The sequence below is a fragment of the Desulfuromonas versatilis genome, assembly GCF_019704135.1.
Classification (GTDB): Bacteria; Desulfobacterota; Desulfuromonadia; order Desulfuromonadales; family NIT-T3; genus Desulfuromonas_A; species Desulfuromonas_A versatilis.
The window spans coordinates 1,189,524-1,214,674 of the sequence record NZ_AP024355.1; the positions used below are offsets into that span (position 1 = coordinate 1,189,524).

Here is a 25,151-nt window from a genome sequence, read left to right on the forward strand (position 1 = left end):
CGCGGAGAAGCCCTGACCGCAATCAACGGATCGGAGGGAGTCATGTTTGAATTTGATGAGAGTATCGACCAGACGGCAAAGATCAAGGTAATCGGCGTAGGCGGTGGCGGCGGCAACGCCATCAACACCATGATCGACGCCCACCTCGAGGGAGTGGAGTTTTTCGCGGCCAATACCGACGCCCAGGCGCTCAAACGCAGCCTGGCCCCGATGAAGATCCAGCTCGGTGCCAAGCTCACCAAGGGCCTTGGCGCAGGGGCCAACCCGGAGATGGGCCGCGAAGCAGCCCTTGAGGACCGGGCCCGGCTGGCCGAACTGCTCGACGGGGCCGACATGGTCTTCATCGCCGCGGGTCTCGGCGGCGGCACCGGTACCGGGGCCGCGCCGATTATCGCCGAGGTGGCCAAGGACATCGGCGCGCTGACCGTCGGGGTGGTCACCAAACCCTTTACCCGCGAGGGGAAGCAGCGCTCCAAGAAAGCCGATTTCGGCGTGGATTCCCTCAAGGACGTGGTCGACTCGCTGATCGTCATCCCCAACGACCGGCTGCTTGGGCTGGCCGGCAAAAACATGAGTATCCTCGACGCCTTCAAGCCTGCCGACGACGTGCTGCGCCAGGCGGTCCAGGGGATCTCGGACCTGATCACCACCGAGGGGATGATCAACGTCGACTTTGCCGACGTCAAGGCCATCATGAGCGAACGCGGCATGGCCATGATGGGCATCGGCCTGGCAGAGGGCGACAAGCGCGCCGCCGAAGCGGCCCAGCAGGCCATCAGCAGCCCCCTGTTGGAGGAAATCGACATTTCGGGCGCCAAGGGGGTGCTGGTCAACATCACCGGTTCCTCGAGCATGACCATGGAGGAATTCGACGAAGTCTCGCGCATCATCCACGAAAAGGTCCACGAGGACGCCAACATCATCATCGGCCTGGTGATCAACGAGGAGATGGGCGAAAAGATCAAGGTGACCGCCATCGCCACCGGTTTTGGCGCCTCTTTCGACAAGAATCAGCGCAACGTCGAGGAGATCGCCAATCGGGCCGTGGTGGCCGGCAAGGTCGACCGCGACCTGCCGACCTTCATCCGCGACAAGCAGAAGGAAGTCCCCCGGATGCCCCGCTCTTCGGGGTTCAGCGAGGAGAAGGAATACGACATTCCGACTTTCCTGCGCCGCCGGGTCGACTGACCCAGGTATTTGATCGAGGGCCAGCCCGGCAACGGCACCACCCCCCCTTGCCGTAACGGGCTTCCCGACATGATCCGGGGGTGAGCTCCGTCGGCTCGTCCCCCGATGGCATGGAGCAGAGTCTCCTGGCCTGTCCTCCGCCGGTTCTCCGCCCGGCGGGCCCCAGGGCAGTGCCTGCCATTTTTGCTATGCAGCGACGACTCCCTCGTCAACGGGGACCGCATTGTGCGGTCCCCTCTTTTTTTTCCAGGATTTCGTTGCCAGCAACCACGCCACCTTAGTAAACTGGCACCCAGTCACGAATCACGAGTCACGAGTCACGAATCACGGCCGTAAATGTCCAGAAAACTGATCGAAAAAGCGAGAAAACGGTTCGAAGCCGAGACCGGCGGCAGAACCAACCCGTGGGGAGGACGGCTGGCGGTGGCCCTGGTCTACCCGAACACCTACCACCATGCCATGAGCAACCTCGGTTTTCTCACCGTGCACCACCTGCTCAACAGCCGCGAGGACTCGCTCTGCGAGCGCTTCTTTCTTCCCGACCCGGAGGACCTCGAAGAACATCGCAAAACCGGCTACCCCCTGTTTTCGCTGGAATCGGGGCGGTTTCTTGAAGACTTCGACGTGGTGGCCTTTTCCATCCCCTTCGAGAACGATTACCTCAATCTTCCGGAAATCTTCGAGCTGGGCCGGCTGCCGCTGTTCGCTTCACAACGCGACGACCGCTACCCGCTGTTGCTGTGCGGCGGGGTCTGTGCCTTTCTCAACCCCGAGCCTCTCGCCGAAATCATGGACGCTTTCGCCGTGGGCGAGGCCGAACAGATCCTCCCCGCGCTGCTGGGTACCCTGGGCGGATTCGAGGGGACCAGGGAGGAGCTGCTTCAGGCCCTGACCGAGCAGCCTGGGCTTTATGTGCCGTCCCTCTACCAAGTGAGCTACCACCCCGAGGGGACGGTGGCGGCCATGACTCCGGAACCGGGCGTGCCGGGGCGGGTGCGGCGCCAGTGGGTGGCCGATTTGGACGCTGCGCCGAGCCGCTCCTTTATCCAGACCGAGGCCACCGAGTTCGGCGATATGGCCCTCACCGAGGTGTCGCGGGGCTGCTCGAGGGGGTGCCGTTTCTGCGCGGCGGGGTATCTGTACCTGCCCCCCCGGGAGCGAAGCCTGGCGAACCTGACCGGCCAGGTCGAAGCCGGCCTCTGCAGCCGCGAAAAGGTCGGCCTGGTGGGAGCCGCGGTCAGCGACTACCATGAAATCGCCGCCCTGAACGAAGCGATCAGAGAGCGCGGCGGCAAAATCTCGGTGTCGAGCCTGCGCATCGATTCGCTCAGCGCCGAGGAGGTCGCGGCCCTGGCCGGGTCGGGCCATCGCACCGTGGCCCTGGCTCCTGAGGCGGGCAGCCAGCGGATGCGCGATCTGATCAACAAGGGGATCGACGAGGCGCAGATCCTTCGTGCCGTGGCCCTGCTGGCCGCGGGGGGGATAATCAACCTCAAGCTCTATTTTCTTATCGGCTTGCCTGGGGAGAGCGACGAGGATCTGGATGAGCTGCTTGAGTTGACCGCCAGGATTCGCGAGGCCTGGCTGGCCGAGGGGAAGAAGAGGGGGCGGCTCGGCACCATCACCCTGTCGGTGAACCCTTTCATCCCCAAGCCCTTCACCCCGCTGCAGTGGAGCGGGATGGATACGGAAAAGTCCCTGGAGAAAAAGATGCGCCGGATCCGCTCGGCCATCGCCCGCATGCCCAATACCGAGGTGATTTTCGAATCGCTGCGTGCGGCGGTACTGCAGGCGTTCCTCTCCCGGGGCGACCGCCGGATCGCCGAGGCCCTGCCGCTGCTCGCCGCCGGGAAGAACCTCAAGGCCGCCTGCCGTGAGCTCGGGCTCGACCCGGCTTTCTACGTGACCCGCGAGCGCGGCGAAGACGAACTCTTCCCCTGGGAGGTTATTGACCAGGGTTTCGCCCGCGACTACCTCTACCAGGAATACCTCCGCGGGCTGGAGGGGAAATTCACCCCGCGCTGTTCCGCCGGCTGCCGCCGCTGCGGGGTGTGCGGGTGAGGTTTGATTAATTTGCGGTTTCTTGACAGGGGCGGGGCGGGACGGCTAGAGTGTCGGGATGTGCAAGCGGTTCGGTCAAGGATTTGACCTGGGGTTTGGGCTGGTTCGGGTGGGGGTATTCCCCTTCCCCGGGGCCTTCCCTCCTTGAATTGGCTAAATGATTGTTCCGGAAGGAGATTGCAGAATATGTTCTTGCGTAGTCTGATGCTGCTGGTCGTGATGGGGGTGCAGGTCCTGGCGCTTGCCGGATGCGGAGGCGGAGGCGGCGGGGGCAGCTCCGCCAACCCCAAGCAACCGTTGGTCCCCGACACGGTGGCTCCCCAGGTCCTCGAAGTGGCCCCGCTCGACGGGGCGGTGGATGTGGCGGTCAACCTGGCGGCCATCACCGCCACCTTCAGTGAGCCGATACTGGCGGCGAGCATCAACGGCGCCGTCGGCACTCTGGTGGTAAACGATGTCACCGATCCGGTTTCGCCTGTCCCGGTGCCAGGTACTGTTCAGCTCTCCAGCGCCACCATTGCCCAGTTCACGCCGGCGGGAGCCCTTCCCGCCAACGCCACTTTGGAAGCGCGCATCACCACCGCGGCCCAGGATCTGGCCGGCAACCCTCTTGCCGCTGATTTCGTCTGGAGCTTTACCACCGGCGCGGTACCGGATACCACCGCTCCCACGGTCACCTCGTCGATCCCCGTCGACGGGGCGCTCAACGTCGACAACCTGGCCACAGTTTCCGTGACCTTCAGCGAAGATATGGATCCTGCCAGCCTTAACGCAACGACCTTTACCGTCGGTAACCTGGCGGGGACCATCGTCACCGCCGGCAACCTGGCCACCTTCACCCCGGCGATCGGGCTGGCCCCCGGCGTCACCTATACCGCGACGGTGACCACCGGTGCCGCCGACCTGGCGGGCAACGCCCTGGCGGCTCCGTTCTCCTTCGACTTTACCGTGGAGAACCTGGTCTGGGGCGGCAGCATCCAGATCGGCGAGGCCGGTATCGAAGAGGTGTTGAGCGTCGCCGTGGATGATGCCGGCAACACCTATGTCTTCGGGCACACCGATGATGACCTGGAGGCCGCCGGCGCCAACGCGGGCGGGGATGACCTGTTCCTAGTCAAGTACGATCCCACCGGGGCCCAGCTGTTTCTGAAGCAGATCGGCTCGGCGGGCGATGAAAGCGCCACCAACGTGGTGGTAGATAAATCCGGAAACATTTATATCGTGGGATCGACCACCGGGGACTTGGGTGACGGCTTTCTCGGCGGCACCGACACCTCCCCCGGGGACGAGGATGCCTTTGTCGGCAAATTGGACCCGACCGGGCAAATCCTCTGGCTCTGGCGCTTCGGGGATGTGGTGGAGTTCGACGCTGCCAACGCCGTGCAGGTGGACGCCGCCGGAAACGTCTACGTCGCCGGCTCCACGAGTGGCGTCCTGGAGGTGGGGCAGTCTTTTGACTTCGATGATGCCTTCCTGACCAAGTTCGCTCCGGACGGGACCCAGCTCTGGGTGCGGCAGTATGGTACCGACGACGACGACACCGCCAAGGCCCTGGCCCTCGACGCGGCGGGCAACATCTACGTCACGGGCAGCGCCATGGGGGACCTGGAAGTTCCGGCGACGACTTTCCTGGATGCCGATGCCTACCTGGTCAGCTTCGACCCCGATGGGGTCGGGCCGACGCTGATCGAGCAGTTCGGCACCGACGGCAATGACGAGGGCTCCGGAGTGGTGGTCGACTCGCTCGGCAACGTCTACGTCGGCGGGTTTACCGGCGGGGATTTCGACAACGGCGGGATCCTGGCCCCCAGTATCGATGCCTTCATCGCCAAATTCACCAACGGCACGGGAACTTCCGTGATCCGTCAGTTCGGCAGCGATCAATTCGACGACGCCTTCGGCGGGCTTGCCGTAGACTCGGCCGACAACGTCTATGTCGCCGGGGAAACCTCGGGCGATATCAACGGTGAACTGGGCCAGGGCGTTGACGATGGCTACGTGGCCAAGTTCGACGGCAGCCTGACCCTGCAGTGGACGCGGATCATCGGTGTCGCGGGTGCCTCCGGATTTTCCAGCCGAGTCGCCGTCGACCCGGCCGGAAACCTGTTTGTCAGTGGCTCTACCGATGGTGACCTGTTCAAACCCAACCTTGGAGTCATTCCGAGCGACGGCTTCCTGGTCAAATTCGACCCGGATGGAACCGAACTGTAAGCGGCGAGGCACGGCCCGCCCGTCGCCTTGACTCGCAAGGAAATCCTGCTTGATTTAAAAAGGTTTGTCTGTGTCCACACCCCTTGTCTTCAAACGGTTTAAGGAGGGTTGCATGCCGAAGCTGTCCAGAATCATCCACTGTCTGCTTCCCCTGGCTCTGCTGGTCCTGCTGGGCGCCTGCGCGAAGGGCGGCTCGGTATCGGAAGGGTTGCCGGCCGCGGACGGGCAGGCGGTCATCGACTATGTCACCAGGACCAATCCCTACCAGGGGTGGGCGCTCTGGCCGGGCAAGGGCAAACTCTACAAGGGACAACACCCCCACGGCGCATTTCTGACTACCTACATATCAGCGGAGGTTGCCCAGGCCTTTGCCGCCAAGTCCACTTCCGTCCCCGTCGGTGGCCTGATCGTCAAGGAGAACTACACCCCGGACAAGCAGCTGGCCGCCACCACCGTGATCTACCGGATCAAAGGCTACAACCCTGAAGGGGGCGACTGGTTCTGGCTCAAGTACGCCCCGGACGGCAGCATCGAGCAGGAAGGGAAGGTCGAGGGCTGCATCAATTGCCATGCCGCAGTCCAGGCCAACGACTGGCTGTTCACCGGGCCGATAAAATAAACGTCTCTGGCATGCTGCAAGCAACAGGCCGTTCGGGTTTTCCGGGCGGCCTGTTTTGTATCCCCCGCATTGGCACCTCGGTTCGCCTGCCCGGGGGGATAGGGGAAATTTTCTTCCCTGCCTTGACAGCCCAGATCGGGCCGCTAGAATTATGACTTGTTCGATTATATATTTATCCAAGGAGATTACCCGATGACTCAGGAACGTAAAGGCGCCGTTACCTTCAAAGGCAACCCCGTGACCCTGCTTGGTCCCGAAGTGAAAGTCGGCGACAAGGCCCCGGAATTCAAGGCGGTGGACAACGGCCTGCAGCCGGTAGGCCTGGCGGACTCGAAGGGGAAAGTGCGGCTGATCACCGCGGTACCTTCCATCGATACCCCGGTCTGCGACGCCATGACCCGCAAGTTTAACGAAGAGGTCGCCAAGCTGCCGGCCGCGGTGGTGGCCTATACCATCAGCCTCGATCTGCCCTTCGCCCAGAAGCGTTGGTGCGGCAACGCCGGGATCGAAAAGGTCAAGACCCTCTCCGACTACCAGGAGCGCTCCTTCGGCCTCAATTACGGCCTGCTGATCAACGAACTCAAGCTGCTTGCCCGGGCTGTGTACGTCATCGACCAGAACGACAAGGTCGCCTACCGGGAGATCGTCAAGGAGGTGACCGCCGAGCCCGACTACGCCGCCGCCCTGGCCGCAATCAAAAAGTTGGTCTGAGCTGCCCAGGAAAAAAACCAAAAGCCCCCTGCGACCAGGGGGCTTTTTCATTGGTGAACATGGCAGGGGGACTGCTCAGGAATCCTTGTCCTTTTTTCCGAGCAGTCCGTCGAGGCTGACCATGTTGCGCAGCTCCTGCTTGGTCTGGTTCACCTTCTGATAGGTTTTAAAGGCGGTGGAGAATAACTCTCGGGCTTTCGCACCGCCGAAAACCAGGACCACCAGTGCCACCAGAATGCCAATTTCCACCATGCCCAGACCAAACATCCCTCGATCCTTTCACCGCAGACTAGAAGACATCTTAGCTGAAACCACCGCTGGCGGCAAGGGGCCAGCCGGGGCTCATTCCGGTAGACAGGGACGGTCGGCCCGGTTTATTGTAAACCTTATTTGTCCAATTTCGTCTGGAGAGCTGGAGTCAATGAATGTCGAGCAGATGAAAACCGTACTGCGGGAGATCCTCACCAAGACTGACCTTACCCCCTGCGTGGTGGGGCACCGCGGCGTGGGCAAGACCGCGGGGATCCTGCAGGTCTGCCGGGAGATCGGACGGCGCTATGTGCCCCTGCGGTTGGGGCAAATGGAGGTCGGCGACCTGGTGGGGGTTCCCTACCGGCAGGGGGAGGTCATGCACTGGTCACGGCCCAGCTGGTGGCCCACCGAGAACGATCCGGAGACGGTCATCCACTGCGACGAACTCAACCGCGCCCAGCAGGAGGACACCCTGCAGGCGATCTTCCAGTTCGTCGAGCCCCCCGCCGAAGGGCAGCGGCGCGCCCTGCATACCCACCAGCTCGACCCCAAGCACAAGGTGGTGGTGGCCATCAACCCCCCGGACGGCACCTACCAGGTGGCCACCCTCGATCGGGCGCTGCTCGACCGCATGGTGCTGCTCTACGTCGAAACCGACTACCAGTGCTGGGCGCGCTACGCCAAGGCCAAAAGCTTCGATGACGGGGTGCAGCAGTTTCTCTCCGCCAACCCCAATCTGCTGGCCCGTCAGGGAAGCGCCATGGACCTGCAGGTCGAGCCGACGGAGCGGGCCTGGGAGATGGTCAGCACCCTGCGCCGGCGCTGCCGGTTTCCGGCAGAGCTGGAAATGGAGATCTACGCCGGGGTGGTCGGCAAGGAGGCGGCGATCATGTTTCTGCGCTGGTGCACCGAGCAGCAGGAGCGCCCGGTCACCGCCCGCCAGGTGCTCGACAGCTGGGAGGCGGTTGCCGGGCGCATCCAGGCCCAGCGCGACGACCTGCAGGCGGTGACCCTGAACGACCTGGTCACCACCCTGGAGGTGGCACCGCAGTTGGCGCCCACCCAGGAGCAGAACCTGGTCCGCTACATCGGCGCCCTGCCGCGGGACATGCGCTTCGGGCTGGTCAAGGCTTTGGTGAAGATCCCCGCGGTGGCCGAGGCCATTACCCAGGATAAATACGATGAAATCGTGTTCGACGCCATCGCCGAAATCAGCCGGGAAGCGTCTTGAAAACCGTGATGAGTGATGAGTGATGAGATGCGGGGGCTTGAGAATGCCGTGGTACGACTGCTTAAGACCCATCCCTTCTACGGGCACTTTCTGCTGGGCTTTCGGCGGCGGGTGGTTACAGATGGGCAGGCCCTGGGGGCGACCATCCGCAACGGGACGCCGACCTTGTGCGTCGATCCGGAAGCCTTTTTGCGCTTCGAGCCCGGCGAGCAGCGGGCGCTGCTCGAACATGTCCTCAAGCATGTGCTGCACCTGCACATGACCCGCCGCAAGGGGCGCCACAGCCACGACTGGGACCTGGCCTGCGACCTGGCCATCAACCCCGGCATCGAGGGGCTGCCGCCCCAGGCGCTGTTTCCCGGGCGGTTTCGCGTCGAGGCGGGGCTGGCCGCCGAGGAGTACTACCGCCTGGTTTCCTCCTCCTTCGACGTCGGCAACCAGCAGGGGCGGGGAGTCGGCAATGCCGCTCCCGATGCCGGTTCGCACCGGGACAGGGGGGAAGGGGCCGAGCCGCTGCAGGATCTGCGGGACGTGCAGACATTGGACGACCACCGGGTCTGGCAGGAGGCGGACAGCACCCCCGCCGGGCTGGCCGAAGAGGTGATCCGGGGGATGGTGCGCGAGGCCTGGCGCAAGAGCCGCGGCGAGGTCCCCGGCGATGTGCGGGAGCTGGTGGAGGGGATGCTCGCCCCCTCGCCGATCCCCTGGCGGCAGGTGCTGCGGCAGTTCGTGGCCAGCGCCGGGCGGGTCGGTAGGCGCAGCACCTGGAAGCGCGAACACCGCCGCTTCGCCCACGACACGCCGGGCATCCGCAAGCGCCGGCGGCTCAACCTGCTGGTGGGGGTGGATGTCAGCGATTCCACCAACATCCGCGAGCTGCGCGAGGGGTTCGCCCGCGAGCTGGTGCAGATCGCCCGCGGCCGCGAGAGCCGGGTCACGGTCCTCTACTCGGGGAGCCGCATCCAGCGCATCGACAGTTTTTGCGGCAGCCCCGGCGTGGTCGAAGTCTACCAAGGGGGCGGCTTCACCGACCTGCGTCCGGTCTTCGCGTACGCCCGCACCATGCAGCCGCGTCCCGCCGCCGTGATCTACCTCACCGACGGCTTCGGCGAGGCCCCCGAGGCCATGGAATTCCCCACCCTATGGGTGCTGACCAAAGAAGGGCAGAAGCCTGTCGACTGGGGCATGGAACTGCGGCTGGATGTTTGAAGACCGTGGACCGTGAGCCGTGGACCGTGGGCCGAGAAATGCATTTTACTGACCACGGACCACGGACCACGGACCACCGGAGGTTTCAGATATGGATCAACCCCAACCGATGACCGAAGACTCCGTCCGCGAGATCCTGGAGGCGGCCGGGGCCAAGACCATGTCCCGCTCGGGGCGTTCGGAAAACTACGGGGCCCCCCGTGAGTTCTCCTTCGAGGTGAAGGGGGTGTTTCAGAACGGCCTGGCCCTGCACGTGGTCGCCCGCCAGTTCAACTATCGCGACCCCTGGGAGGCCCAGGGCCGGGTCAACGACCTGGTCGACGCAGCCCTGCTCAAGGACGGCCAGTTCTCGGAGCTGCCGAAAGGCTACGACTATTTCCAGGGCCGCGACGAAGAGACCGGCCTCGACGAGATCGCCCTGCGCGAGGTCGTGGCCGTGGTGAGCCGGATCAATCCGAAGATCTTCGCGTTGCAGAAGCTGACGGGGGATATGTAAAGGTCAGAAGTTGGGAGTAAGTAGTCAGTAGACAAAGGACAAAGGACAAAGGACAAAGGACAAAGGACAAAGGACAAAGGACAAAGGACAAAGGACAAAGGACAAAGGACCCATTCTCCTACTCCTCCACCCGCATCCCCCACCCGGGACTCTCCTCCACCCGGCCAATGGCGTAGGCGCCGCAGCCGGCCGCTTGCAGTTTTTCCTCTAGCTCCCGAGCCTTGTCCGCCGCGACGGCGATGAGCAGGCCGCCCGAGGTCTGGGGGTCGGCGATCAGGTCAACGACTTCCGCGGGGATGCTCTCGGCCTGCTCCACCCGCGGCAGGTAGTAGTCGCGGTTCTTGTAGCTGCCTTCGGGCACCAGGCCCATGGCGGCCATCTCTCGCACCTGGGGGTAGGCCGGCAGGGCTTTTCCCTCCAGCACCACGCAAACCCCGCTCGCCTCGGCCATCTCCAGGCCGTGGCCGAGCAGGCCGAAGCCGGTGATGTCGGTGCAGGCCGAAACCCCCACTTCCAGCATGACTCTCGCCGCCGCCTGGTTGAGGGTGGCCATCCCCTCGATGGCCTCGCTCATCTGCGCCTGGTCGAGCACCTCGCCCTTGAGAGCCGTGGTGAGGATCCCGGTGCCGAGGGGCTTGGTGAGGATCAACCGGTCGCCCGGGCGGGCGCCGACGGTGGTGACCATCGCCCGCGGGTCGACCAGGCCGGTGACGGCCAGGCCGAACTTGGGCTCCTCGTCCTCCACCGTGTGCCCGCCCACCACCACGGCGCCGGCCTCGGCGACCTTCTGCGCGCTCCCCTTGAGAATCTCGGTCAGCACCTCCGTCCCCAGGGTACAGGAGGGGAAGCCCACCAGGTTGAGCACGGTCAGGGGCCGGCCGCCCATGGCGAAGATGTCCGACAGCGCGTTGGCCGCGGCGATCTGGCCGTAGCGGTAGGGATCGTCGACCACCGGGGTGAAAAAGTCGACGGACTGCACCAGGGCCTGGTCCTCGGCGATCCGGTAGACGCCGGCGTCGGCGAAGGGGATGGCGCTCGAGAGCAGATTGGGATCATTCGATGGCGGCAGCTGACACAGCACCTGTGCCAGGGGCTCGGGGCCCAGTTTGGCCGCTCAACCGCTGCTGCGCGCGAGGCTGGTCAGTTTAGGTTTCTTGTCCGTCATTGAAGTCTCTCTATGATTCTGATGGGTGCCGCTACGCCCCACCAATCCTGCGACAGGTTTTGCCTTTACCGATCACGAATTACGAATTACGCATCACGGTCTGCTGGGCATCGCTCTGCTCTGCCTAGCCTACGTAGGCCGTTACACATCACTGATTACTAATTACTCGTCACTACCTTTCGGCAGTTTCCACGCCACCCGCTCGTCGCCGCGGCGCATGGTGTATTTGAGGCCGTCCCAGTATTCGAGCAGGGCCTGCACCTGCTTGCGGGCGCTGCCGATGAGGTCGCGGAACTGGGCCAGGGTCAGGGTCTCATTGGCGGCGAAGTGGCTGCGCAGCGCCGCGAGGGCGGCCTGGTAGGTCTCGGCGTGGAGGAAGCTTTCCTCGTTGAGCTTGATCAGCCGGCCGCTACCGAACAAAAAGGCGAAGCAGTCGTCGATCCTGCCCGCCGGCAGGTTGAGGCGATCGAGCATTTCCTGCCGGTTTTTGGCCTGCGGGCCAGCCTCAAGGTAGGCGGACTCGATCAGTTCGATCAGCCGGGCCTGCTCCGCCGAGGGGGTGGGAGCGAAGTCGGGCTGCTTGACCGACTCGCCGTGTTTGAGCAGTTCTCCATCGGCGACGGCAGCTTCGAGCAGGGTGTCGAAAGCTTTGGGCGAGAGCTTGGCCGGCAGTGCCCCCTTGAGGGTGGCGTGGGGGATGCCCGGGTCGAGTGGGTGGACGGCGTGAAAGCGTCCGGTCTCCTCCACCAGCCGCCGGCGCCAGGCGCGAATCGATTCGGCGCTGGCCCACTGGTCGGCGAGCAGGTCGATCCTGGCCTCGGCTCGCAGTTCCTCCAAATGCTTCTCGATGCGCTCGCGGCCGATGCCCGAGGCGACCTCCAGATCTTTCAGCCGGGTGCATTCCTGGTCGGCGAGCTTCTGCAGCAGGAAGGATTTTTCGCCCGATTCGAGCTCGGCCAGCGCGGCCATGACCTCCTGGCGGAAACGGCGGTGCTTGACCGGCCGCGGGTCGATGACCATGCCGCCGCCGATGGTGGTCATCGGCGAGTAGGAGCGGACGATGAAGCGGTCCTGGCGGTGGGCGACCAGCGGACGGTCGAGGTGGATCTGCACGATGGCACTCTCGCCCGGTTTGAGCTCGTCGCGGTCGAGCAGGGCGACGATCCCCACCACCCGGGCGGTGCCCAGGTAGAAATGGACCGGGTCGCGGAACTTCAGCGGCCGCGGGGCCTCGGGCAGCAGGCTCAGGCGGGCGTCGAGCCTCTCGGTCTGCTCGAAAATCCCCGGGGTGCCCACCACCGAGCCGCGCTGCAGCCGGGCGCGGTCGAGGGCCGCCAAGTTGACCGCCACCCGCTGGCCGGCGAAGGCCTGCTCGACCTTTTTGCCGTGCACCTGCACCTCGCGCACCCGCACCTGCTCTCCCGGCGGCAGCACCTCCACGGTGTCGCCGGTGCTCACGCTGCCGGAAAGCAGGGTGCCGGTGACCACGGTGCCGAAGCCGCTGACGCTGAAATGCCGGTCCACCGGAAGGCGCATGGGCCCTTCGGCATCCTTGGGCGTAAGCCCGGCCAGTTCGGTTTGGATGGTCTTGACCAGTTCGGGGATCCCCGCTCCGGTCAGGGAGGAGACTCGGCAGAAGGGCGCTTCCTTGAGAAAGGTTTCCGCCACCTCCTCGCGGATCTCCTCTTCGACGATGTCGATCCAGTCCTCCTCGGCCAGGTCGCACTTGGTCAGCACCACGATGCCGCGCTGCACCTCGAGCAGCTGCAAAATCTGCAGGTGTTCGTGGGTCTGGGGCATGACCCCTTCGCCGACGTCCACCACCAGCAGCACCAGGTCGATACCGCCGATGCCGGCCAGCATGTTGTGGATGAAACGCTCGTGACCGGGCACGTCGACCACCCCGGCCACCTGCCCGCTTGGCAGGCGGAAGGAGGCGAAGCCGAGGTCGATGGAGATGCCGCGTTCCTTCTCCTCCTTGAGGCGGTCGGTCTCCTGGCCGGTGAGGGCGCGGATCAGTTCGGTCTTGCCGTGGTCGACGTGACCGGCGGTGCCGAGGATGACGAAGCGCTGCTGGAGTTTGTTCATTGCGCCTCGCTTCCCGGTTTGCTGGCCTCGGTCACTATCCGGAGCAGATCGTTCTCCTCCCCGGGAGCCAGGGTGCGCGGGTTGAGCAGCAGGCGATCCTCCTGGATGCGCCCCACCACGGGAGTCCTTGCGCGGCGCAGGCGGGCGGCCAGGTCGCTGACGGTCAGCCCGCGCGGGCTCAGGGCCACAGCGAAGCCCCGCAGTTCGGTGAGGGGCAGGGCGCCGCCGCCCACCGCAGAGGGCTCGGGGATGACGGTGATCCGCGCCTGCTCGCCGAGATTCGCAGCAAGCCGGCTTGCCAGAGATTGGCAGCGGGCCTCGATCTCTGTCGCGGATGCGGCCAGCATGCGCAGCACCGGGATCTCGCGGACCGCCTCGGTGCGGTCGAGGTAGTGGCGCAGGGTGGCCTCGAGGGCGGCCAGGGTCAGCTTGTCGCTGCGCATCGCTCGGGCCATGGGGTGGCGGCGAATCTTCTCGATGGCTCCGGCGCGGCCGACGATCAGGCCGGCCTGGGGGCCGCCGAGCAGCTTGTCGCCACTGAAGGTGACCACGTCGACCCCGGCGGCGACGGTCTCGGCCACCGTCGGCTCGCGGGGCAGGCCGAATTCGGTAAGATCCAGCAGCATGCCGCTGCCCAGGTCTTCCATCACCAGCAGGCCGTGTTCGCGGCCGAGGGTGACCAGTTCGGCAGCCGGCACCGCGGAGGAGAAACCGACGATGCGGTAGTTGCTGGTGTGGACCTTGAGCAGCAGCCCCGTCGCCTCGCCGATGGCCTCCCGGTAATCGCGCAGGTGGGTCTTGTTGGTGGTGCCGACCTCGCGCAGGGCAACCCCGCCGGCGGCCATCACGTCGGGCACCCGGAAGGCGCCGCCGATCTCCACCAGCTCGCCCCGCGAGACGATGGCTTCGCGCCCCTTGGCCAGCGCGGTCAGGGCGAGCAGCACGGCGCCGGCGTTGTTGTTGACTACGGTGGCGGCCTCCGCGCCGGTCAGCCGGCAGACCAGCTCCTCGATATGTGCGTAGCGGTGGCCGCGCTCGCCGCTTTCCAGGTCGAACTCGAGGTTGGAATAGCCCCGAGAGACCGCGGCCATGGCTGCAAGCGCCGCCTCGCTCAAGGGGGCCCGGCCGAGGTTGGTGTGCAGCAGGGTGCCGGTGGCGTTGATCACCGGGCGCAGGTTCGGGAGCATTTTCGCCTCGGCTTTTGCCGCGGCCGTGGTGGCTACCCGATCGATTTCCAGCTGCGCCGGGTCAATCGCCTCGATCCCTTGCAGGATGGCGCGCCGCAGGCTTTCCACGGTCTGCTGGGCCGCCTCGAGCAGAATTCGGTGGGGAACCCGTTCGGCCAGGGCGGCCAGCGGGGCCGCACGAAGGATTCGGTCCACGGCGGGTAGCTGTTTCAAAAGGGCCTGTTCGGGTTTCATGTCTGTCCTGGGGTGGGGCGCAGCCCGGGGGATGCGGGAATATGCCAAGGAAAATAACGGACTTGGGATACGGCCTAAAAAGTATCACATGCCCCCGGCAGGAACAAGTGCCGACTGCCTCTTGGCCGTTGCCTGGTTGCTGGTGCTCTGAGTACAATATGAATCATGAGTCAAAAATGAGTCAGTAGCGAAAGGTGAGTGATGTGCCGGAAGATTGAACCATTAAGCAGCGTGTCTTGATCCGACAATGAATCGGAACCCCCGGGGGATGAATCCGGGCCCAATTGCTAAGTAATTGAAAATATTAAGTTAAAAAGTTGGAGCGATGTTTGCTCATAAGCTAGGGGTCACTGCGGATCACATGGGAGGAATTTATGAAGCAAATTTGTCTGGCAAGCGCCCTGGGGCGGGCAGGCAGTGTCCGCAACGAGGACAGTGCCCAACCGCTGCCGTTCTGGACACCCCCGGCTATCGAGTTCATGGCGGCCAAAAACGGCATCGGTGCAGGATGCCCCGACGATGTCCTGATCGGCCGGCTGATCGACAGGAGCATCGTTGCCGGCCTGTGTCGCATGGCAGGTTGCGGCAATTGAAAAACCGAAGGTTCGTTTTAGACTTGTAACTTCTGTTTCCGATAACTTCTCAATCCAGCAACAGCGGAGGTAGCCCATGAAAGACGTGTTTGTCGTCGAGGCCCTGCGGACCCCGTTCGGATCCTTCGGCGGCTCGCTGGCCGATGTTCCGGCCCCGGTTCTCGCTTCCCAGGTCATCGCCGAACTGCTCAAGCGCAACCCCGTGCCGGGCGATCAGGTCGACGAGGTCATCATCGGCCAGGTGCTGCAGGGCGGCTGCGCCCAGGCGCCGGCCCGCCAGGCCATGCGCTTTGCCGGCCTGCCGGACAGCGTCCATGCCATGACCATCAACAAGGTCTGCGGCAGCGGCCTGAAGGCGCTGATGCTCGGCGCCGACTCGATCCGCCTCGGCGAATCGCAGGTGGTGATCGCCGGCGGCATGGAGAGCATGTCCCTGGCCCCCTACATCCTTCCCGCGGGCCGCAACGGTCAGCGGATGGGGCACGGGCAGACCCTCGACCTGATGATCTACGACGGCCTGCAGGATCCCTATTCGGGGCTGCACATGGGCGATATCACCGAGAAGTGGATCAAGGATCACGGCATCACCCGCGAGGAGCAGGACCAGTACGCCGCCCGCTCCTACCGGCTGGCCCAGGCCGCGGTTAAAGAGGGGACCTTCAAGGACGAGTTGGTGGCCGTGGTGAAAAAGTCCCGCAAGGGCGAAGTGACCGTGGCCGAGGACGAAGAGCCCTTCCGCGGCGACATCGATAAGCTTCCCGGGCTGCGGCCGGTCTTCGCCAAGGACGGCAGCATCACCGCCGGAAATGCCTCGACCATCAGCGACGGGGCCGGCATGGCTCTGCTCACCGACGAGGCGGGCCTGAAAAAGTACGGCTTCAAGCCCGCCGCGCGCATGGTCGCCTCGGCCACCCACAGCATCTCTCCGAACCTCTTCGGCGAAGCGCCGGTGCAGGCGGTGCGCAAGTGCGTCGAGCGCGCCGGGCTCAAGCTCGAGGACGTGGGGCTGTTCGAGATCAACGAGGCCTTCGCGGCCGTCGCCGTGCTCTGTGTCAAGCAGCTCGGCGTGCCCCTTGAGCGGGTCAACGTCAACGGCGGCGCGGTGGCCATCGGTCACCCCATCGGCGCCAGCGGCGCCCGCCTGGCCACCACGGTGATCCGCGAAATGAAGAAGCGCAAGGTCAAGTACGGCGTGGCCTCCCTGTGCATCGGCGGCGGCGAGGCGGTTGCGGCCTTGTTCGAGTTGGTTTGAGGCTCAAGGCGGCAGTTGCTCACGCGAAGCCGCGAAGAACGCGAAAAATGCAAAAAGCCCTTTCAACGGGACATCCCTGGGCCTGTCGCAGCGAGGCTTGGGTTTTTCTTCGCGGACTTCGCGCCTTCGCGTGAAACATAGATTTCCCCCATCAGGAGGCACCTTTCCATGAAACCCATCTACACCGATGCAGCCAAGGCCTTGGAGGGCCTGGTCAAGGACGGCATGACCATCGCGGCAGGCGGCTTCGGCCTCTGCGGCATCCCCGAGAACCTCATCGAGGCCCTGCGCGACACCGGGGCCAAGGGGCTCACCGTGGTCAGCAACAACGCCGGGGTCGACAACTTCGGCCTCGGACTGCTGCTGCAGACCCGGCAGATCAAGAAGATGATCTCCTCCTATGTGGGGGAGAACGCCATCTTCGAAAAGCAGTTCCTTTCCGGTGAACTGGAGCTGGAGCTGACCCCGCAGGGGACCCTGGCCGAGAAGATGCGTGCCGGCGGCGCCGGGATCCCGGCCTTCTACACCCGCACCGGCTACGGCACCACCCTGTGCGAAGGCAAGCCGGTGGCCACCTTCGGCGACAAGGAGTACGTGCTCGAGGAGAGCATCGTCACCGACCTGGCCATCGTCAAGGCCTGGAAGGCCGACAAGGCCGGCAACCTGGTTTACCGCTACACCGCGCGCAACTTCAACCCCGCCTGCGCCAAGTCGGGCCGGGTCTGCGTGGCCGAGGTCGAGGAGCTGGTAGAGATCGGCGAGCTCGATCCCCATGAGATCCACACCCCGGGAAACTACGTCGATCGCATCCTGGTCGGCGCCAAGCATGAAAAGCCCATCGAACAGCGCACCCTCGCCGGCCAGACCACGGTCAAGGGGTTCTCGCCCATCCGCGAGTGGCAGGCCAAGCGCATCAGCCAGGAGTTCAAGGACGGCATGTACGCCAACCTCGGCATCGGCATGCCGACCCTGGTGGCCAACTACATCCCCGAGAACATCACCGTGACCCTGCACGCCGAAAACGGCCTGCTCGGCGTCGGCCCCTTCCCCGCCGAGGGCAAGGAGGACGCCGACCTGATCAACGCCGGCAAGCAGACCGTCACCTGGCTGCCCGGGGCGGCCTTCTTCGACAGCGCCGAGTCCTTCGCCATGGTGCGCGGCGGCCACATCGACCTCTCGGTGCTCGGCTCCATGGAAGTCTCGCGCTACGGCGACCTGGCCAACTGGATGATCCCCGGCTCCAAGGTCAAGGGGCCCGGCGGGGCCATGGACCTGGTCTCGGGGGTAAAGAAGATCATCATCATGATGGATCACTGCGCCAAGGACGGTTCGCCCAAGATCCTCGAAGAGTGCGCCCTGCCGCTGACCGGCAAGAACTGCGTCGACATGATCGTCACCGACCTGGGAGTCTTCGAGGTCGACGAGGAGCAGGGGCTGACCCTGACCGAACTGGCCCCGGGCGCCGACCTGGAGACCGTCAAGGCCAAGACCGGCTGCCCCTTCGCGGTGGCCGCCAACCTCAAACAGTGGTAAGGGGAGACTGATATGTCCGAACGCATTGCCATCGTCACCGGCGCCTCCAGCGGCATCGGCCTGGCGGTTTCACAGGCCCTGGCGGCCCAAGGCGACAAGGTGGTCATGGCCGACGTCAACGTCGAGGCCGGCACCCGCGAGGCCGAAAAACTCGGTGGGCTGTTCGTCCAGGCCGACCTCTCCAAGCGGGCCGACTGCAAGAAGCTGGTGGATGCCGCCATCGCGAAGTACGGCCGGGTCGACATCCTGGTCAACAACGCCGGCATCCAGCACGTCAGCCCGGTGGAGGAGTTCCCCGAGGACAAGTGGGACTTCATGATCTCGCTGATGCTGACCGCGCCCTTTTTACTCACCCGCTACGCCTGGCCGTCGATGAAAGAGCGCAAGTGGGGGCGCATCATCCACATCAACTCGGTGCACGGGCTGATCGCCTCCCCCTTCAAGAGCGCCTACATTTCGGCCAAGCACGGCCTCTCGGGGCTGACCAAGACCACCGCCCTCGAAGGCGGCCCGCACGGCATCACCGTCAACTCCATCTGCCCGGCCTACGTGCGCACCCCGCTGGTCGACAAGCAGATCGCCGACCAGGCCAAGGTGCACAAGATCTCCGAGGCCGAGGTGGTCGAAACCATCATGCTCAAGAACGCCGCCGTCAAGCGGCTGATCGAGCCGAGCGAGATCGGCGAACTGGTCGTCTACCTCTGCTCGGACAAGGCCGCCTGCTTTACCGGTTCGTGCATGACCATGGACTGCGGCTGGACCGCCACCTGATCTTCACGGCCCTCCTCCTCCCCGTGAAGGCTAGACTGCCCCGCTTCGGCGGGGCTTTTTTCGTGGCGGGACCCCACGTAGGGCGGGCCTTGCCCGCCGGGTTTTCCAGGTTCCGGGCAAAGATCTTTTGCCTTCGCCCCCGCAACTGTCGTAAATTAAAGGGCATCGCTTCACAAGGGGGCCCATGGACCGCGAACTGCTCGAAATCGTCTTCGACAACGTCGACAACGGCATCTACCTCACCGACGGCAACGGGGTGACCATCCGCGTCAACCGCACCTTCGAGGAGATGTCGGGAATCAGAAACGAGGAGCTGGCCGGCAAGAGCCTCCGGCAGCTGGTAGCCGAAGGGTACTTCACCGGCTCGGCCAGCCTGCTGGTGCTCGAGCGGCGGGCCCCGGCCACGGTGACCTATTCCACCCGCACCAACCGCAAGCTGCTGGTCAAGGGCAAGCCGATCTTCGGTGCCGACGGCGAGATCCGCTACGTGGTCAACACCATCTGGGACCTGACCGTGGTCGACTACAACCGCGAGGTCGACTCGGACACCGCCCGCGACCAACTGCTGGTCGAAGAGGACGTGATCGCCTGCAGCGCGCCGATGATGCAGGTCATCGACCTGGCCCTGCGGGTGGCCGGGACCGACTCGACCATCCTGCTCACCGGCGAGTCGGGGGTGGGCAAGAGCCTGGTGGCGCGGATGATCCACCGCACCAGCGAGCGCAAGGCGGGGCCGCTGATGCACATCAACTGCGCGGCGATCCCCGAGTCGCTCATCGAATCCGAGCTCTTCGGCTACGAGCCCGGCGCCTTCACCGGCGCCGACCGCAAAGGGAAGCGGGGGCTCTTCGAAATGGCCGAGGGCGGCACGGTGTTCCTCGACGAGATCAGCGAGTTGCCGCTGCATCTGCAGTCCAAGCTGCTCGGGGTGATCCAGGACAAGGCTTTTTTCCGGGTCGGCGGCCGCCAGCTGCGTTCGGTGGACGTGCGCCTGGTGGCGGCGACCAACAAGGATCTTGCCCGCATGGTGGCCGAGGGGCGCTTTCGCGAGGACCTCTACTACCGGCTCAACGTGGTTCCCCTCTACATTCCCCCCTTGCGAGAGCGCTGCGAGGACATCCCGCCGCTGGTCGGCTACTTTCTCGAACGCTTTAACCGAAAATACCGTAAGTACAAGCGGTTTTCCGCCAAGCTCATGGCCGCCCTGGAGCGGTTGCCCTGGCGCGGCAATATCCGCGAGTTGGAGAATTTCGTCGAACGGGCGGTGGTCACCTCCTCCGCGGACGAGGTCGCTCTCGAGGTGCTGCCGATGGGCGGCACCAAGGGCGGCCTGGCCGAGGGGATGGCGCTCAAGGGGGCGCTGGCCGAATTCGAGAAGCAGATCCTGCTCGAGGCCGAATCCCGCTACCGCACCACCCGCGGGGTGGCCGCGGCCCTCGGCATCAGCCAGGCGAGCGCGGCGCGCAAGCTCAAGCAGATTAAGGAGAATGGGGGGCTGCTTGATGGGTGAGCCAGCGGTTTTGTCCACCCTCACCCTCTCCCTGAGGGAGAGGAGGATCCCCTTTGGAATGAGCAAATCCCAGGAGTTCAGCCTATGAAACGCAGAATCGAACGCTCGGTGTGCCCCTACGATTGCCCGGATACCTGCGGCATGCTGGTGGAGGTTGAAGGCGACCGGGCGGTGGCGGTCAGCGGCGACCCCGAGCATCCCTATACCCGCGGGGTGCTCTGCCCCAAGATGAACCGCTACCAGGAGACGGTGCACAACCCCCGCCGGCTCACCACCCCTTTGCGCCGCACCGGGCCCAAGGGCTCCGGGGAGTTTGCCCCGATCAGCTGGGAGGACGCCATCGGCTACACGGCCTTTCGCTGGCGGCAGATCATCGAGGAGTACGGCGCCGAGGCGATTTTGCCCTACTCCTACGCCGGGACCATGGGGCTGATCCAGCGCAATGCGGGGCACCCGTTTTTCCACCGCCTGGGGGCCTCACAACTGCTGCGCAGCATCTGTTCGCCGGCCAAGGAGGAGGGGTGGAAGGCGGTGATGGGCAGCACGCCGGCAGTCCACCCCGACGCGGTGGAGCTAAGCGACCTGGTGATCCTCTGGGGGATCCACGCCGCGGCCACCAGCATTCACTTCCAGATCGGCGCCCAGCGGGCCAAGTCCGCCGGCGCGCGGGTCTGGGCCATCGACACCTGGGAAACCTCCTCCACCTCCATCGCCGACCGGGTGGTCCTGGTGCGGCCGGGCAGCGACGGCGCCCTGGCCCTGGGGCTGATGCACATCCTGGTGCGCGAGGAGCTCTGCGACGAGGCCTTTCTCGCCGAGCAGGTGCAGGGGTTCGCGGAGCTGAAAAAAGAGGTGCTGCCCGCCTACGACCCGCGTACCGTCAGCGAGCTGACCGGGGTGTCCGCGGCGACCCTTGAGGAGATGGCCAAGGAGTACGGCCTGGCCCGCGCGCCGCTGATCCGCCTGGGCAGCGGCCTTTCGCGCTACGGCAACGGGGCGATGACGGTGCGTACCATCGTTGCCCTGCCGGCGCTGGTCGGCGCCTACGGCAAGCTCGGCGCGGGCTGCCTGTGCGGCACCAGCACCGGCGGCGCCTTCGCCATAGGCGAGGTGCTGCGCGAGGACTTCATGGAACGGCCGACCCGCATCGTCAACATGAACCGCCTCGGCGAGGCCCTCAACGGACTGGCCGAGCCGCCGGTCATGGCGCTCTACGTCTACCATTCCAACCCCGCCGCCGTCGCTCCGGACCAGAACCAGGTGCTCAAGGGGCTGTGCCGCGAGGAACTGTTCACCGTCGTCCACGAGCGCTTTATGACCGACACGGCCCGCTACGCCGACATCGTGCTGCCGGCCACCAGCTCCCTGGAGCACGCCGATATCTACCGCGCCTACGGCAGTTACTGCATCCAGCGGGCCAAGGCGGTGATCCCGCCGGTGGGGCAGAGCAAGTCCAACTGGGAGGTCTTCGGCCTGCTGGCAGAGGCCATGGGTTTCGAGGAGCCCTTCTTCGGCCAGAGCGCCGACCAGCTCATCGATCACCTGCTGTCGCTCCCCACCCCCATGCGCACGGGGATCGATGAGGCCGGCCTGGCCGCCGGGCGCGGCGTGGAGCTCAAGGTGGCCGCCCATGCCGGCCGCTACGGCACTCCATCCGGTAAAATCGAAATCCTCAACCCGGCCCAGCCCCACCCGCTGCCGCGCTACCTGCCGGTGCACGGCGGCGCCCAGCCGCTGCGGCTGATGACCGCGCCCACCGTCTATGCGCTCAATGCCTCGTTCTACGAGCGCGACGAGCTGCGCGACCTGCAGGAGGGGATGTGCCTGCTGATGAATCGCGAGGACGCTGAAGCGCGGGGCCTGGCCGATCGCAGCCCGGTCGTGGCGTACAACGACTGCGGCGAGGTCGAGTTCGTGCTGCGCATCAGCGACCGCATTCCTGCCGGGGTGGTGGTGGCCGAGGGGGTCTGGTGGCTGGAGTTCACCCCCGGCGCCCGTTCGGTGAATGCACTCACCTCCCAGCGCCTGACCGACCAGGGGGAGGGGAGCACCTTTTATGACAACACCGTCGAGGTGCGCCCGGCCTGAGCAAGGGATACGAAAAACCCCGGGATCTCCCCAGGCTCGCCGACGGTTTTCGGGCCACCCTGGGCGGGCCCCGGCTTGACCTTCAGCCCCGCCGACAAGGATCGACGAGTTCAGCTAAAAAAAAGAAAAAGGCCGCCGGGGCGGCCTTTTCGCATCGAAGGATGCGTGGGGTCAAGCATGTTTTTGCTCCATGCGACAGGTATTGACCCCCAGCATGTGGCTGATCGGACAGTATCTGAAGACGGCTGTGGCAATCGGCACCAGGCCGATCAGGCCGAAGTAGCTCACCGGTGCTTCGAGGAAGAAGAGCATGGAAAGCAGTCCCAGTCCGATGATCGCCCGAACGGTCCGTTCGGTTTTTGAGCAGACATTGTGTAGCATATCCACCTCCCTGTGTTGATTCAGGGGCCGCTCTTGCCCCTGGCGGTCCAACACCTTCAATATAGCACTTTCCTTAAATAAATTGGAGGCTCAGCCAAGAACCAGCGGGTCGCAAACCAGTTCGGCCTGTTCGGCCGGGCGGCCGCACTTGGCGCAGACATAGGGGAGCTGGGCCTTGATGTTCTCGCACAGGGTCCCCCGCTCAGGTGCCGTGCCGCAATATTCCCGTTTTTCCCGCAAAGGGTGGGGCTGGCAAACCTGCTCGACGGCCTCGGAAACGACTCCGCATCTGCTGCATTCATATAACTCTGCCATAACGATGCTCCTCCTCGGACAAAGGCCCTCGAGAGTATCGACCACAATGCTTTTTCTTTTTATTTATTCTATCACGCCGGAATCGCCAGAAGCTTTTTTGCAGCGTTTTCGGAAGAAAAATGAACCCCCTCGGCGGAACGGCACCGAAATTCCGGTTTGCGCTCGGGAACAACTTCCGACGGCAGGTGACGAGGTGCTCCCCGATTGGGGACCATTACACCCCACCTGAACGGTTGGAACCATTTTTCAGGTTTTAATAAGTCTTGACACATCCATTGGCATCGACTCGCAGTCCGGGCGGGTTGTTGGGGCACTTGTCGCGGTAATCGGGAACTCCGTCCTGGTCGCTGTCCGGCGCACAGCCATCGGGCCCGACTTCCATACCTGCCTCGGTGCCGGGGCACTTGTCCAGATAATCGGGAACCTTGTCCTTGTCTCCGTCGGGGGGATTGATGGGGCAGCCGAAGCGGTCGACCTCGAACTGCAAGGGGGTGTCCGGGCAGCGGTCCCGGGCGTCAGGGACCCCGTCCCCATCGGCATCGGCGGGCGGTTTGGGCACTGGCTTGTGCTTGTAGCCGAAATCGTAATGCAGACTCAGCCCCAGTTCCCAGCCATTGTGTTCCTCCTGTCCTAGCCCCCTTACAGGCCGGGCATCCATGCGCAAGGCAAGGGGACGGTTCGGCTGGTAGAAGGCGACCAGGCCGGCGGCGGCCACAGGGTCGAAGTCCGATTCAACCGAGAAGCCGCCGAGGCCAACGGAGACAAATAGTCTCCAGGCCGATTTCTCGTAGAAAGGATACAGGGCATCGGCGCGGAGCATGAAAAGGTCGGGGTTTTGAGCCGAGAGCGCCGCCAGTTCCAGGCCGAGCTTGTCGCGGGGATCCTTCCCGTCGATCCAGTAACCGACCTTAGCCCCTCCGAAGACCGTTCCGCTGGGATAAATATCCGATAGAAACAAGGCACCGCTTCCCATGGTCACGCTCGGATGGTCCGCCCCTGCGCATACCGATGTGCTGAGCACGATGCCTGTCAGAATGCAGGCAGCTCTTCCCCTTAGATTCAAGCTTCGGCCCTCCTGTTCTCATTGCAGAAAATACGCTGGCTGCAGGCCTGCTCAATTGGCGGCAGGATTTTTCCGGTCGTACTCCATCTTGGGGTGGCAACCGGGTGCACAGCTTCCTCCCGTGGCGGTCGATTCAAAGCGGATCGGTATCTGCCAATCGCCGAACCGCACGCTTTTCTTGTCGATCAGCTGCGGGGTTTCCGCGCCATGGGGGGTATGGCAGGTACGGCAGGTGCGTCCCTTGCGCGGATCGGCGACGTGAAGGTAGTGCAGGTTTCGATTGCCGTTGCGAAACTGGGTGTAAATCGTTGTGTCGGCGAACCTTAGCAGGTACTTGTCGTGGCACTGGAGGCAGAAATCGTAGATCCCCTCGCTGTAGGCCGCGTAAAACCCCGCCGGGTAGCTGCCGGTCAGCAGTCGGTAATGCTCGGAGCCGTGCGGAAGGTGGCAATCGGTGCATCCCCCTTCGGCGAGCGGCCCGTGCAGATACGGTTTGCCGTTGATTTCCTCGGCGATGTTGCTGAGCGGGGTCGAGGTGGTGTGATCCACCCGGTCGTGGCAGGAGAGGCAGAGGTCCTTCTGGTCCCGGACGAGCAGCCCGGCAGCGTCCGAGGTGTGCCCGAGGTGGCAGCCTGTGCAGCCATTTCCCCGGTAAAGAGCCGCGTGTCGGTACCTGGAGTCCTTCATCGTTTTGCCGATGGCCGGGTGGCAGGTCAGGCAGACAGCGTCGTCCATGGGCAGAAAAGCCGGATGCTCTGAAGCCGCGGGTGATGAAGCCTGCTGCGCCGGGCGGTGACAGCTCACGCAGTTGCCCTCGGCGGCTGGAGCATGGCTGAGTTCGGGAGAGTTGAGGTCGGCATGACAGGCCGCACTGAGGCAGCTGCTCTCCCCGGCGTAGGCCGGAAGGGCGGCGATCAGGCAGACCAACAGGGTCAGCACGAGTTTCAGGCTTCGAATCTCACGGGCCATAGGAATCTCCTGGCAGCAAGGGGC

22 protein-coding genes are annotated in these 25,151 nt (G+C 64.6%); 14 read left to right on the forward strand and 8 right to left on the reverse strand.

What is annotated here, in order from left to right; all coding sequences use genetic code 11:
* Positions 1–42 precede the first annotated feature (42 nt).
* The 5 genes from ftsZ (at position 43) to tpx (ending at position 6,790) form a co-directional block, all read left to right on the forward strand.
* On the forward strand, positions 43–1,188 hold the full coding sequence (ftsZ, locus tag DESUT3_RS05245; protein WP_221251401.1) for a cell division protein FtsZ: 1,146 nt from the start codon (positions 43–45) through the stop codon (positions 1,186–1,188).
* Between the two features lie 336 nt (positions 1,189–1,524).
* A complete protein-coding gene (locus tag DESUT3_RS05250) occupies positions 1,525–3,249 on the forward strand; it encodes a radical SAM protein (RefSeq protein WP_221251402.1) in 1,725 nt (574 codons plus the stop codon).
* 186 nt (positions 3,250–3,435) lie between these two features.
* A complete protein-coding gene (locus DESUT3_RS05255) occupies positions 3,436–5,460 on the forward strand; it encodes an SBBP repeat-containing protein (RefSeq protein ID WP_221251403.1) in 2,025 nt (674 codons plus the stop codon).
* Between the two features lie 112 nt (positions 5,461–5,572).
* The gene (locus DESUT3_RS05260) at positions 5,573–6,079 is read left to right on the forward strand and encodes a cytochrome P460 family protein (RefSeq protein ID WP_221251404.1); all 507 of its coding nucleotides are present in this window, start codon (positions 5,573–5,575) and stop codon (positions 6,077–6,079) included.
* A gap of 192 nt (positions 6,080–6,271) precedes the next feature.
* On the forward strand, positions 6,272–6,790 hold the full coding sequence (gene tpx / locus DESUT3_RS05265) for a thiol peroxidase (protein WP_221251405.1): 519 nt from the start codon (positions 6,272–6,274) through the stop codon (positions 6,788–6,790).
* A 75-nt stretch (positions 6,791–6,865) separates the two neighbouring features.
* On the opposite strand, the gene DESUT3_RS05270 is transcribed toward tpx, so the two are convergent.
* Entirely contained in the window at positions 6,866–7,057 is a 192-nt protein-coding gene (locus DESUT3_RS05270; protein ID WP_221251406.1) for a Sec-independent protein translocase family protein, read from the reverse strand.
* A gap of 154 nt (positions 7,058–7,211) precedes the next feature.
* Between DESUT3_RS05270 and DESUT3_RS05275 the strand changes: the two genes are divergently transcribed.
* The 3 genes from DESUT3_RS05275 (at position 7,212) to DESUT3_RS05285 (ending at position 9,978) form a co-directional block, all read left to right on the forward strand.
* Entirely contained in the window at positions 7,212–8,273 is a 1,062-nt protein-coding gene (locus tag DESUT3_RS05275) for a hypothetical protein (RefSeq protein WP_221251407.1), read from the forward strand.
* Positions 8,274–8,300: 27 nt separating this feature from the next.
* Positions 8,301–9,482: a vWA domain-containing protein gene (locus DESUT3_RS05280; RefSeq protein WP_404827032.1), complete on the forward strand. Its 1,182-nt coding sequence runs from the start codon at positions 8,301–8,303 to the stop codon at positions 9,480–9,482.
* A 91-nt stretch (positions 9,483–9,573) separates the two neighbouring features.
* A complete protein-coding gene (locus tag DESUT3_RS05285; protein WP_221251409.1) occupies positions 9,574–9,978 on the forward strand; it encodes a hypothetical protein in 405 nt (134 codons plus the stop codon).
* A gap of 118 nt (positions 9,979–10,096) precedes the next feature.
* Here DESUT3_RS05285 and selD read toward each other — a convergent pair whose 3' ends face one another.
* From selD to selA, 3 genes are all read right to left on the reverse strand, one after another.
* A complete protein-coding gene (selD, locus tag DESUT3_RS05290; RefSeq protein ID WP_264082190.1) occupies positions 10,097–11,143 on the reverse strand; it encodes a selenide, water dikinase SelD in 1,047 nt (348 codons plus the stop codon).
* A 162-nt stretch (positions 11,144–11,305) separates the two neighbouring features.
* Positions 11,306–13,231, reverse strand: a complete 1,926-nt coding sequence (gene selB, locus DESUT3_RS05295) for a selenocysteine-specific translation elongation factor (protein WP_221251411.1) — start codon at positions 13,229–13,231, stop codon at positions 11,306–11,308.
* Complete coding sequence (selA, locus tag DESUT3_RS05300) at positions 13,228–14,652, reverse strand: L-seryl-tRNA(Sec) selenium transferase (RefSeq protein ID WP_221251412.1); 1,425 nt, start codon at positions 14,650–14,652, stop codon at positions 13,228–13,230. The genes selB and selA overlap by 4 nt, the downstream gene beginning before the upstream one ends.
* 374 nt (positions 14,653–15,026) lie before the next feature.
* Here selA and DESUT3_RS05305 point away from each other — a divergent pair, with 374 nt between their 5' ends.
* From DESUT3_RS05305 to DESUT3_RS05330, 6 genes are all read left to right on the forward strand, one after another.
* The gene (locus DESUT3_RS05305; protein ID WP_221251413.1) at positions 15,027–15,245 is read left to right on the forward strand and encodes a hypothetical protein; all 219 of its coding nucleotides are present in this window, start codon (positions 15,027–15,029) and stop codon (positions 15,243–15,245) included.
* Between the two features lie 76 nt (positions 15,246–15,321).
* Positions 15,322–16,497 carry a thiolase family protein gene (locus DESUT3_RS05310; RefSeq protein WP_221251414.1) on the forward strand — a complete coding sequence of 392 codons (1,176 nt, stop codon included), beginning with the start codon at positions 15,322–15,324 and terminating at the stop codon, positions 16,495–16,497.
* Positions 16,498–16,665: 168 nt separating this feature from the next.
* Positions 16,666–18,030, forward strand: a complete 1,365-nt coding sequence (locus DESUT3_RS05315) for a 3-oxoacid CoA-transferase subunit B (RefSeq protein WP_221251415.1) — start codon at positions 16,666–16,668, stop codon at positions 18,028–18,030.
* Between the two features lie 12 nt (positions 18,031–18,042).
* Positions 18,043–18,801, forward strand: coding sequence for a 3-hydroxybutyrate dehydrogenase (locus DESUT3_RS05320; protein ID WP_221251416.1), 759 nt, complete (start codon positions 18,043–18,045; stop codon positions 18,799–18,801).
* Between the two features lie 184 nt (positions 18,802–18,985).
* Positions 18,986–20,311 (forward strand): sigma-54 interaction domain-containing protein, encoded by a 1,326-nt coding sequence (locus DESUT3_RS05325; RefSeq protein WP_221251417.1) that lies wholly within the window; start codon positions 18,986–18,988, stop codon positions 20,309–20,311.
* Positions 20,312–20,395: 84 nt separating this feature from the next.
* The gene (locus DESUT3_RS05330) at positions 20,396–22,399 is read left to right on the forward strand and encodes a molybdopterin oxidoreductase family protein (RefSeq protein WP_221251418.1); all 2,004 of its coding nucleotides are present in this window, start codon (positions 20,396–20,398) and stop codon (positions 22,397–22,399) included.
* A 171-nt stretch (positions 22,400–22,570) separates the two neighbouring features.
* Here the strand turns inward: DESUT3_RS05330 and DESUT3_RS05335 are convergent, their stop codons facing one another.
* The 4 genes from DESUT3_RS05335 to DESUT3_RS05350 form a co-directional block, all read right to left on the reverse strand.
* Positions 22,571–22,780 carry a YgaP family membrane protein gene (locus DESUT3_RS05335; RefSeq protein WP_221251419.1) on the reverse strand — a complete coding sequence of 70 codons (210 nt, stop codon included), beginning with the start codon at positions 22,778–22,780 and terminating at the stop codon, positions 22,571–22,573.
* A gap of 90 nt (positions 22,781–22,870) precedes the next feature.
* Positions 22,871–23,095 (reverse strand): hypothetical protein, encoded by a 225-nt coding sequence (locus DESUT3_RS05340; RefSeq protein WP_221251420.1) that lies wholly within the window; start codon positions 23,093–23,095, stop codon positions 22,871–22,873.
* Between the two features lie 253 nt (positions 23,096–23,348).
* Entirely contained in the window at positions 23,349–24,053 is a 705-nt protein-coding gene (locus tag DESUT3_RS05345; RefSeq protein ID WP_225911630.1) for a thrombospondin type 3 repeat-containing protein, read from the reverse strand.
* Positions 24,054–24,209: 156 nt separating this feature from the next.
* Positions 24,210–25,127, reverse strand: coding sequence for a cytochrome c3 family protein (locus DESUT3_RS05350; RefSeq protein WP_221251421.1), 918 nt, complete (start codon positions 25,125–25,127; stop codon positions 24,210–24,212).
* Positions 25,128–25,151 lie beyond the last annotated feature (24 nt).

Coding starts and splice junctions, on each gene's coding strand:
- ftsZ (WP_221251401.1), top strand. CDS start 43: ATGTTTGAATTTGATGAGAGTATCGACCAGACGGCAAAGATCAAGGTA.
- DESUT3_RS05250 (WP_221251402.1), top strand. CDS start 1,525: ATGTCCAGAAAACTGATCGAAAAAGCGAGAAAACGGTTCGAAGCCGAG.
- DESUT3_RS05255 (WP_221251403.1), top strand. CDS start 3,436: ATGTTCTTGCGTAGTCTGATGCTGCTGGTCGTGATGGGGGTGCAGGTC.
- DESUT3_RS05260 (WP_221251404.1), top strand. CDS start 5,573: ATGCCGAAGCTGTCCAGAATCATCCACTGTCTGCTTCCCCTGGCTCTG.
- tpx (WP_221251405.1), top strand. CDS start 6,272: ATGACTCAGGAACGTAAAGGCGCCGTTACCTTCAAAGGCAACCCCGTG.
- DESUT3_RS05270 (WP_221251406.1), bottom strand. CDS start 7,057: ATGTTTGGTCTGGGCATGGTGGAAATTGGCATTCTGGTGGCACTGGTG.
- DESUT3_RS05275 (WP_221251407.1), top strand. CDS start 7,212: ATGAATGTCGAGCAGATGAAAACCGTACTGCGGGAGATCCTCACCAAG.
- DESUT3_RS05280 (WP_404827032.1), top strand. CDS start 8,301: ATGCGGGGGCTTGAGAATGCCGTGGTACGACTGCTTAAGACCCATCCC.
- DESUT3_RS05285 (WP_221251409.1), top strand. CDS start 9,574: ATGGATCAACCCCAACCGATGACCGAAGACTCCGTCCGCGAGATCCTG.
- selB (WP_221251411.1), bottom strand. CDS start 13,231: ATGAACAAACTCCAGCAGCGCTTCGTCATCCTCGGCACCGCCGGTCAC.
- selA (WP_221251412.1), bottom strand. CDS start 14,652: ATGAAACCCGAACAGGCCCTTTTGAAACAGCTACCCGCCGTGGACCGA.
- DESUT3_RS05305 (WP_221251413.1), top strand. CDS start 15,027: ATGAAGCAAATTTGTCTGGCAAGCGCCCTGGGGCGGGCAGGCAGTGTC.
- DESUT3_RS05310 (WP_221251414.1), top strand. CDS start 15,322: ATGAAAGACGTGTTTGTCGTCGAGGCCCTGCGGACCCCGTTCGGATCC.
- DESUT3_RS05315 (WP_221251415.1), top strand. CDS start 16,666: ATGAAACCCATCTACACCGATGCAGCCAAGGCCTTGGAGGGCCTGGTC.
- DESUT3_RS05320 (WP_221251416.1), top strand. CDS start 18,043: ATGTCCGAACGCATTGCCATCGTCACCGGCGCCTCCAGCGGCATCGGC.
- DESUT3_RS05325 (WP_221251417.1), top strand. CDS start 18,986: ATGGACCGCGAACTGCTCGAAATCGTCTTCGACAACGTCGACAACGGC.
- DESUT3_RS05330 (WP_221251418.1), top strand. CDS start 20,396: ATGAAACGCAGAATCGAACGCTCGGTGTGCCCCTACGATTGCCCGGAT.
- DESUT3_RS05335 (WP_221251419.1), bottom strand. CDS start 22,780: ATGCTACACAATGTCTGCTCAAAAACCGAACGGACCGTTCGGGCGATC.
- DESUT3_RS05340 (WP_221251420.1), bottom strand. CDS start 23,095: ATGGCAGAGTTATATGAATGCAGCAGATGCGGAGTCGTTTCCGAGGCC.
- DESUT3_RS05350 (WP_221251421.1), bottom strand. CDS start 25,127: ATGGCCCGTGAGATTCGAAGCCTGAAACTCGTGCTGACCCTGTTGGTC.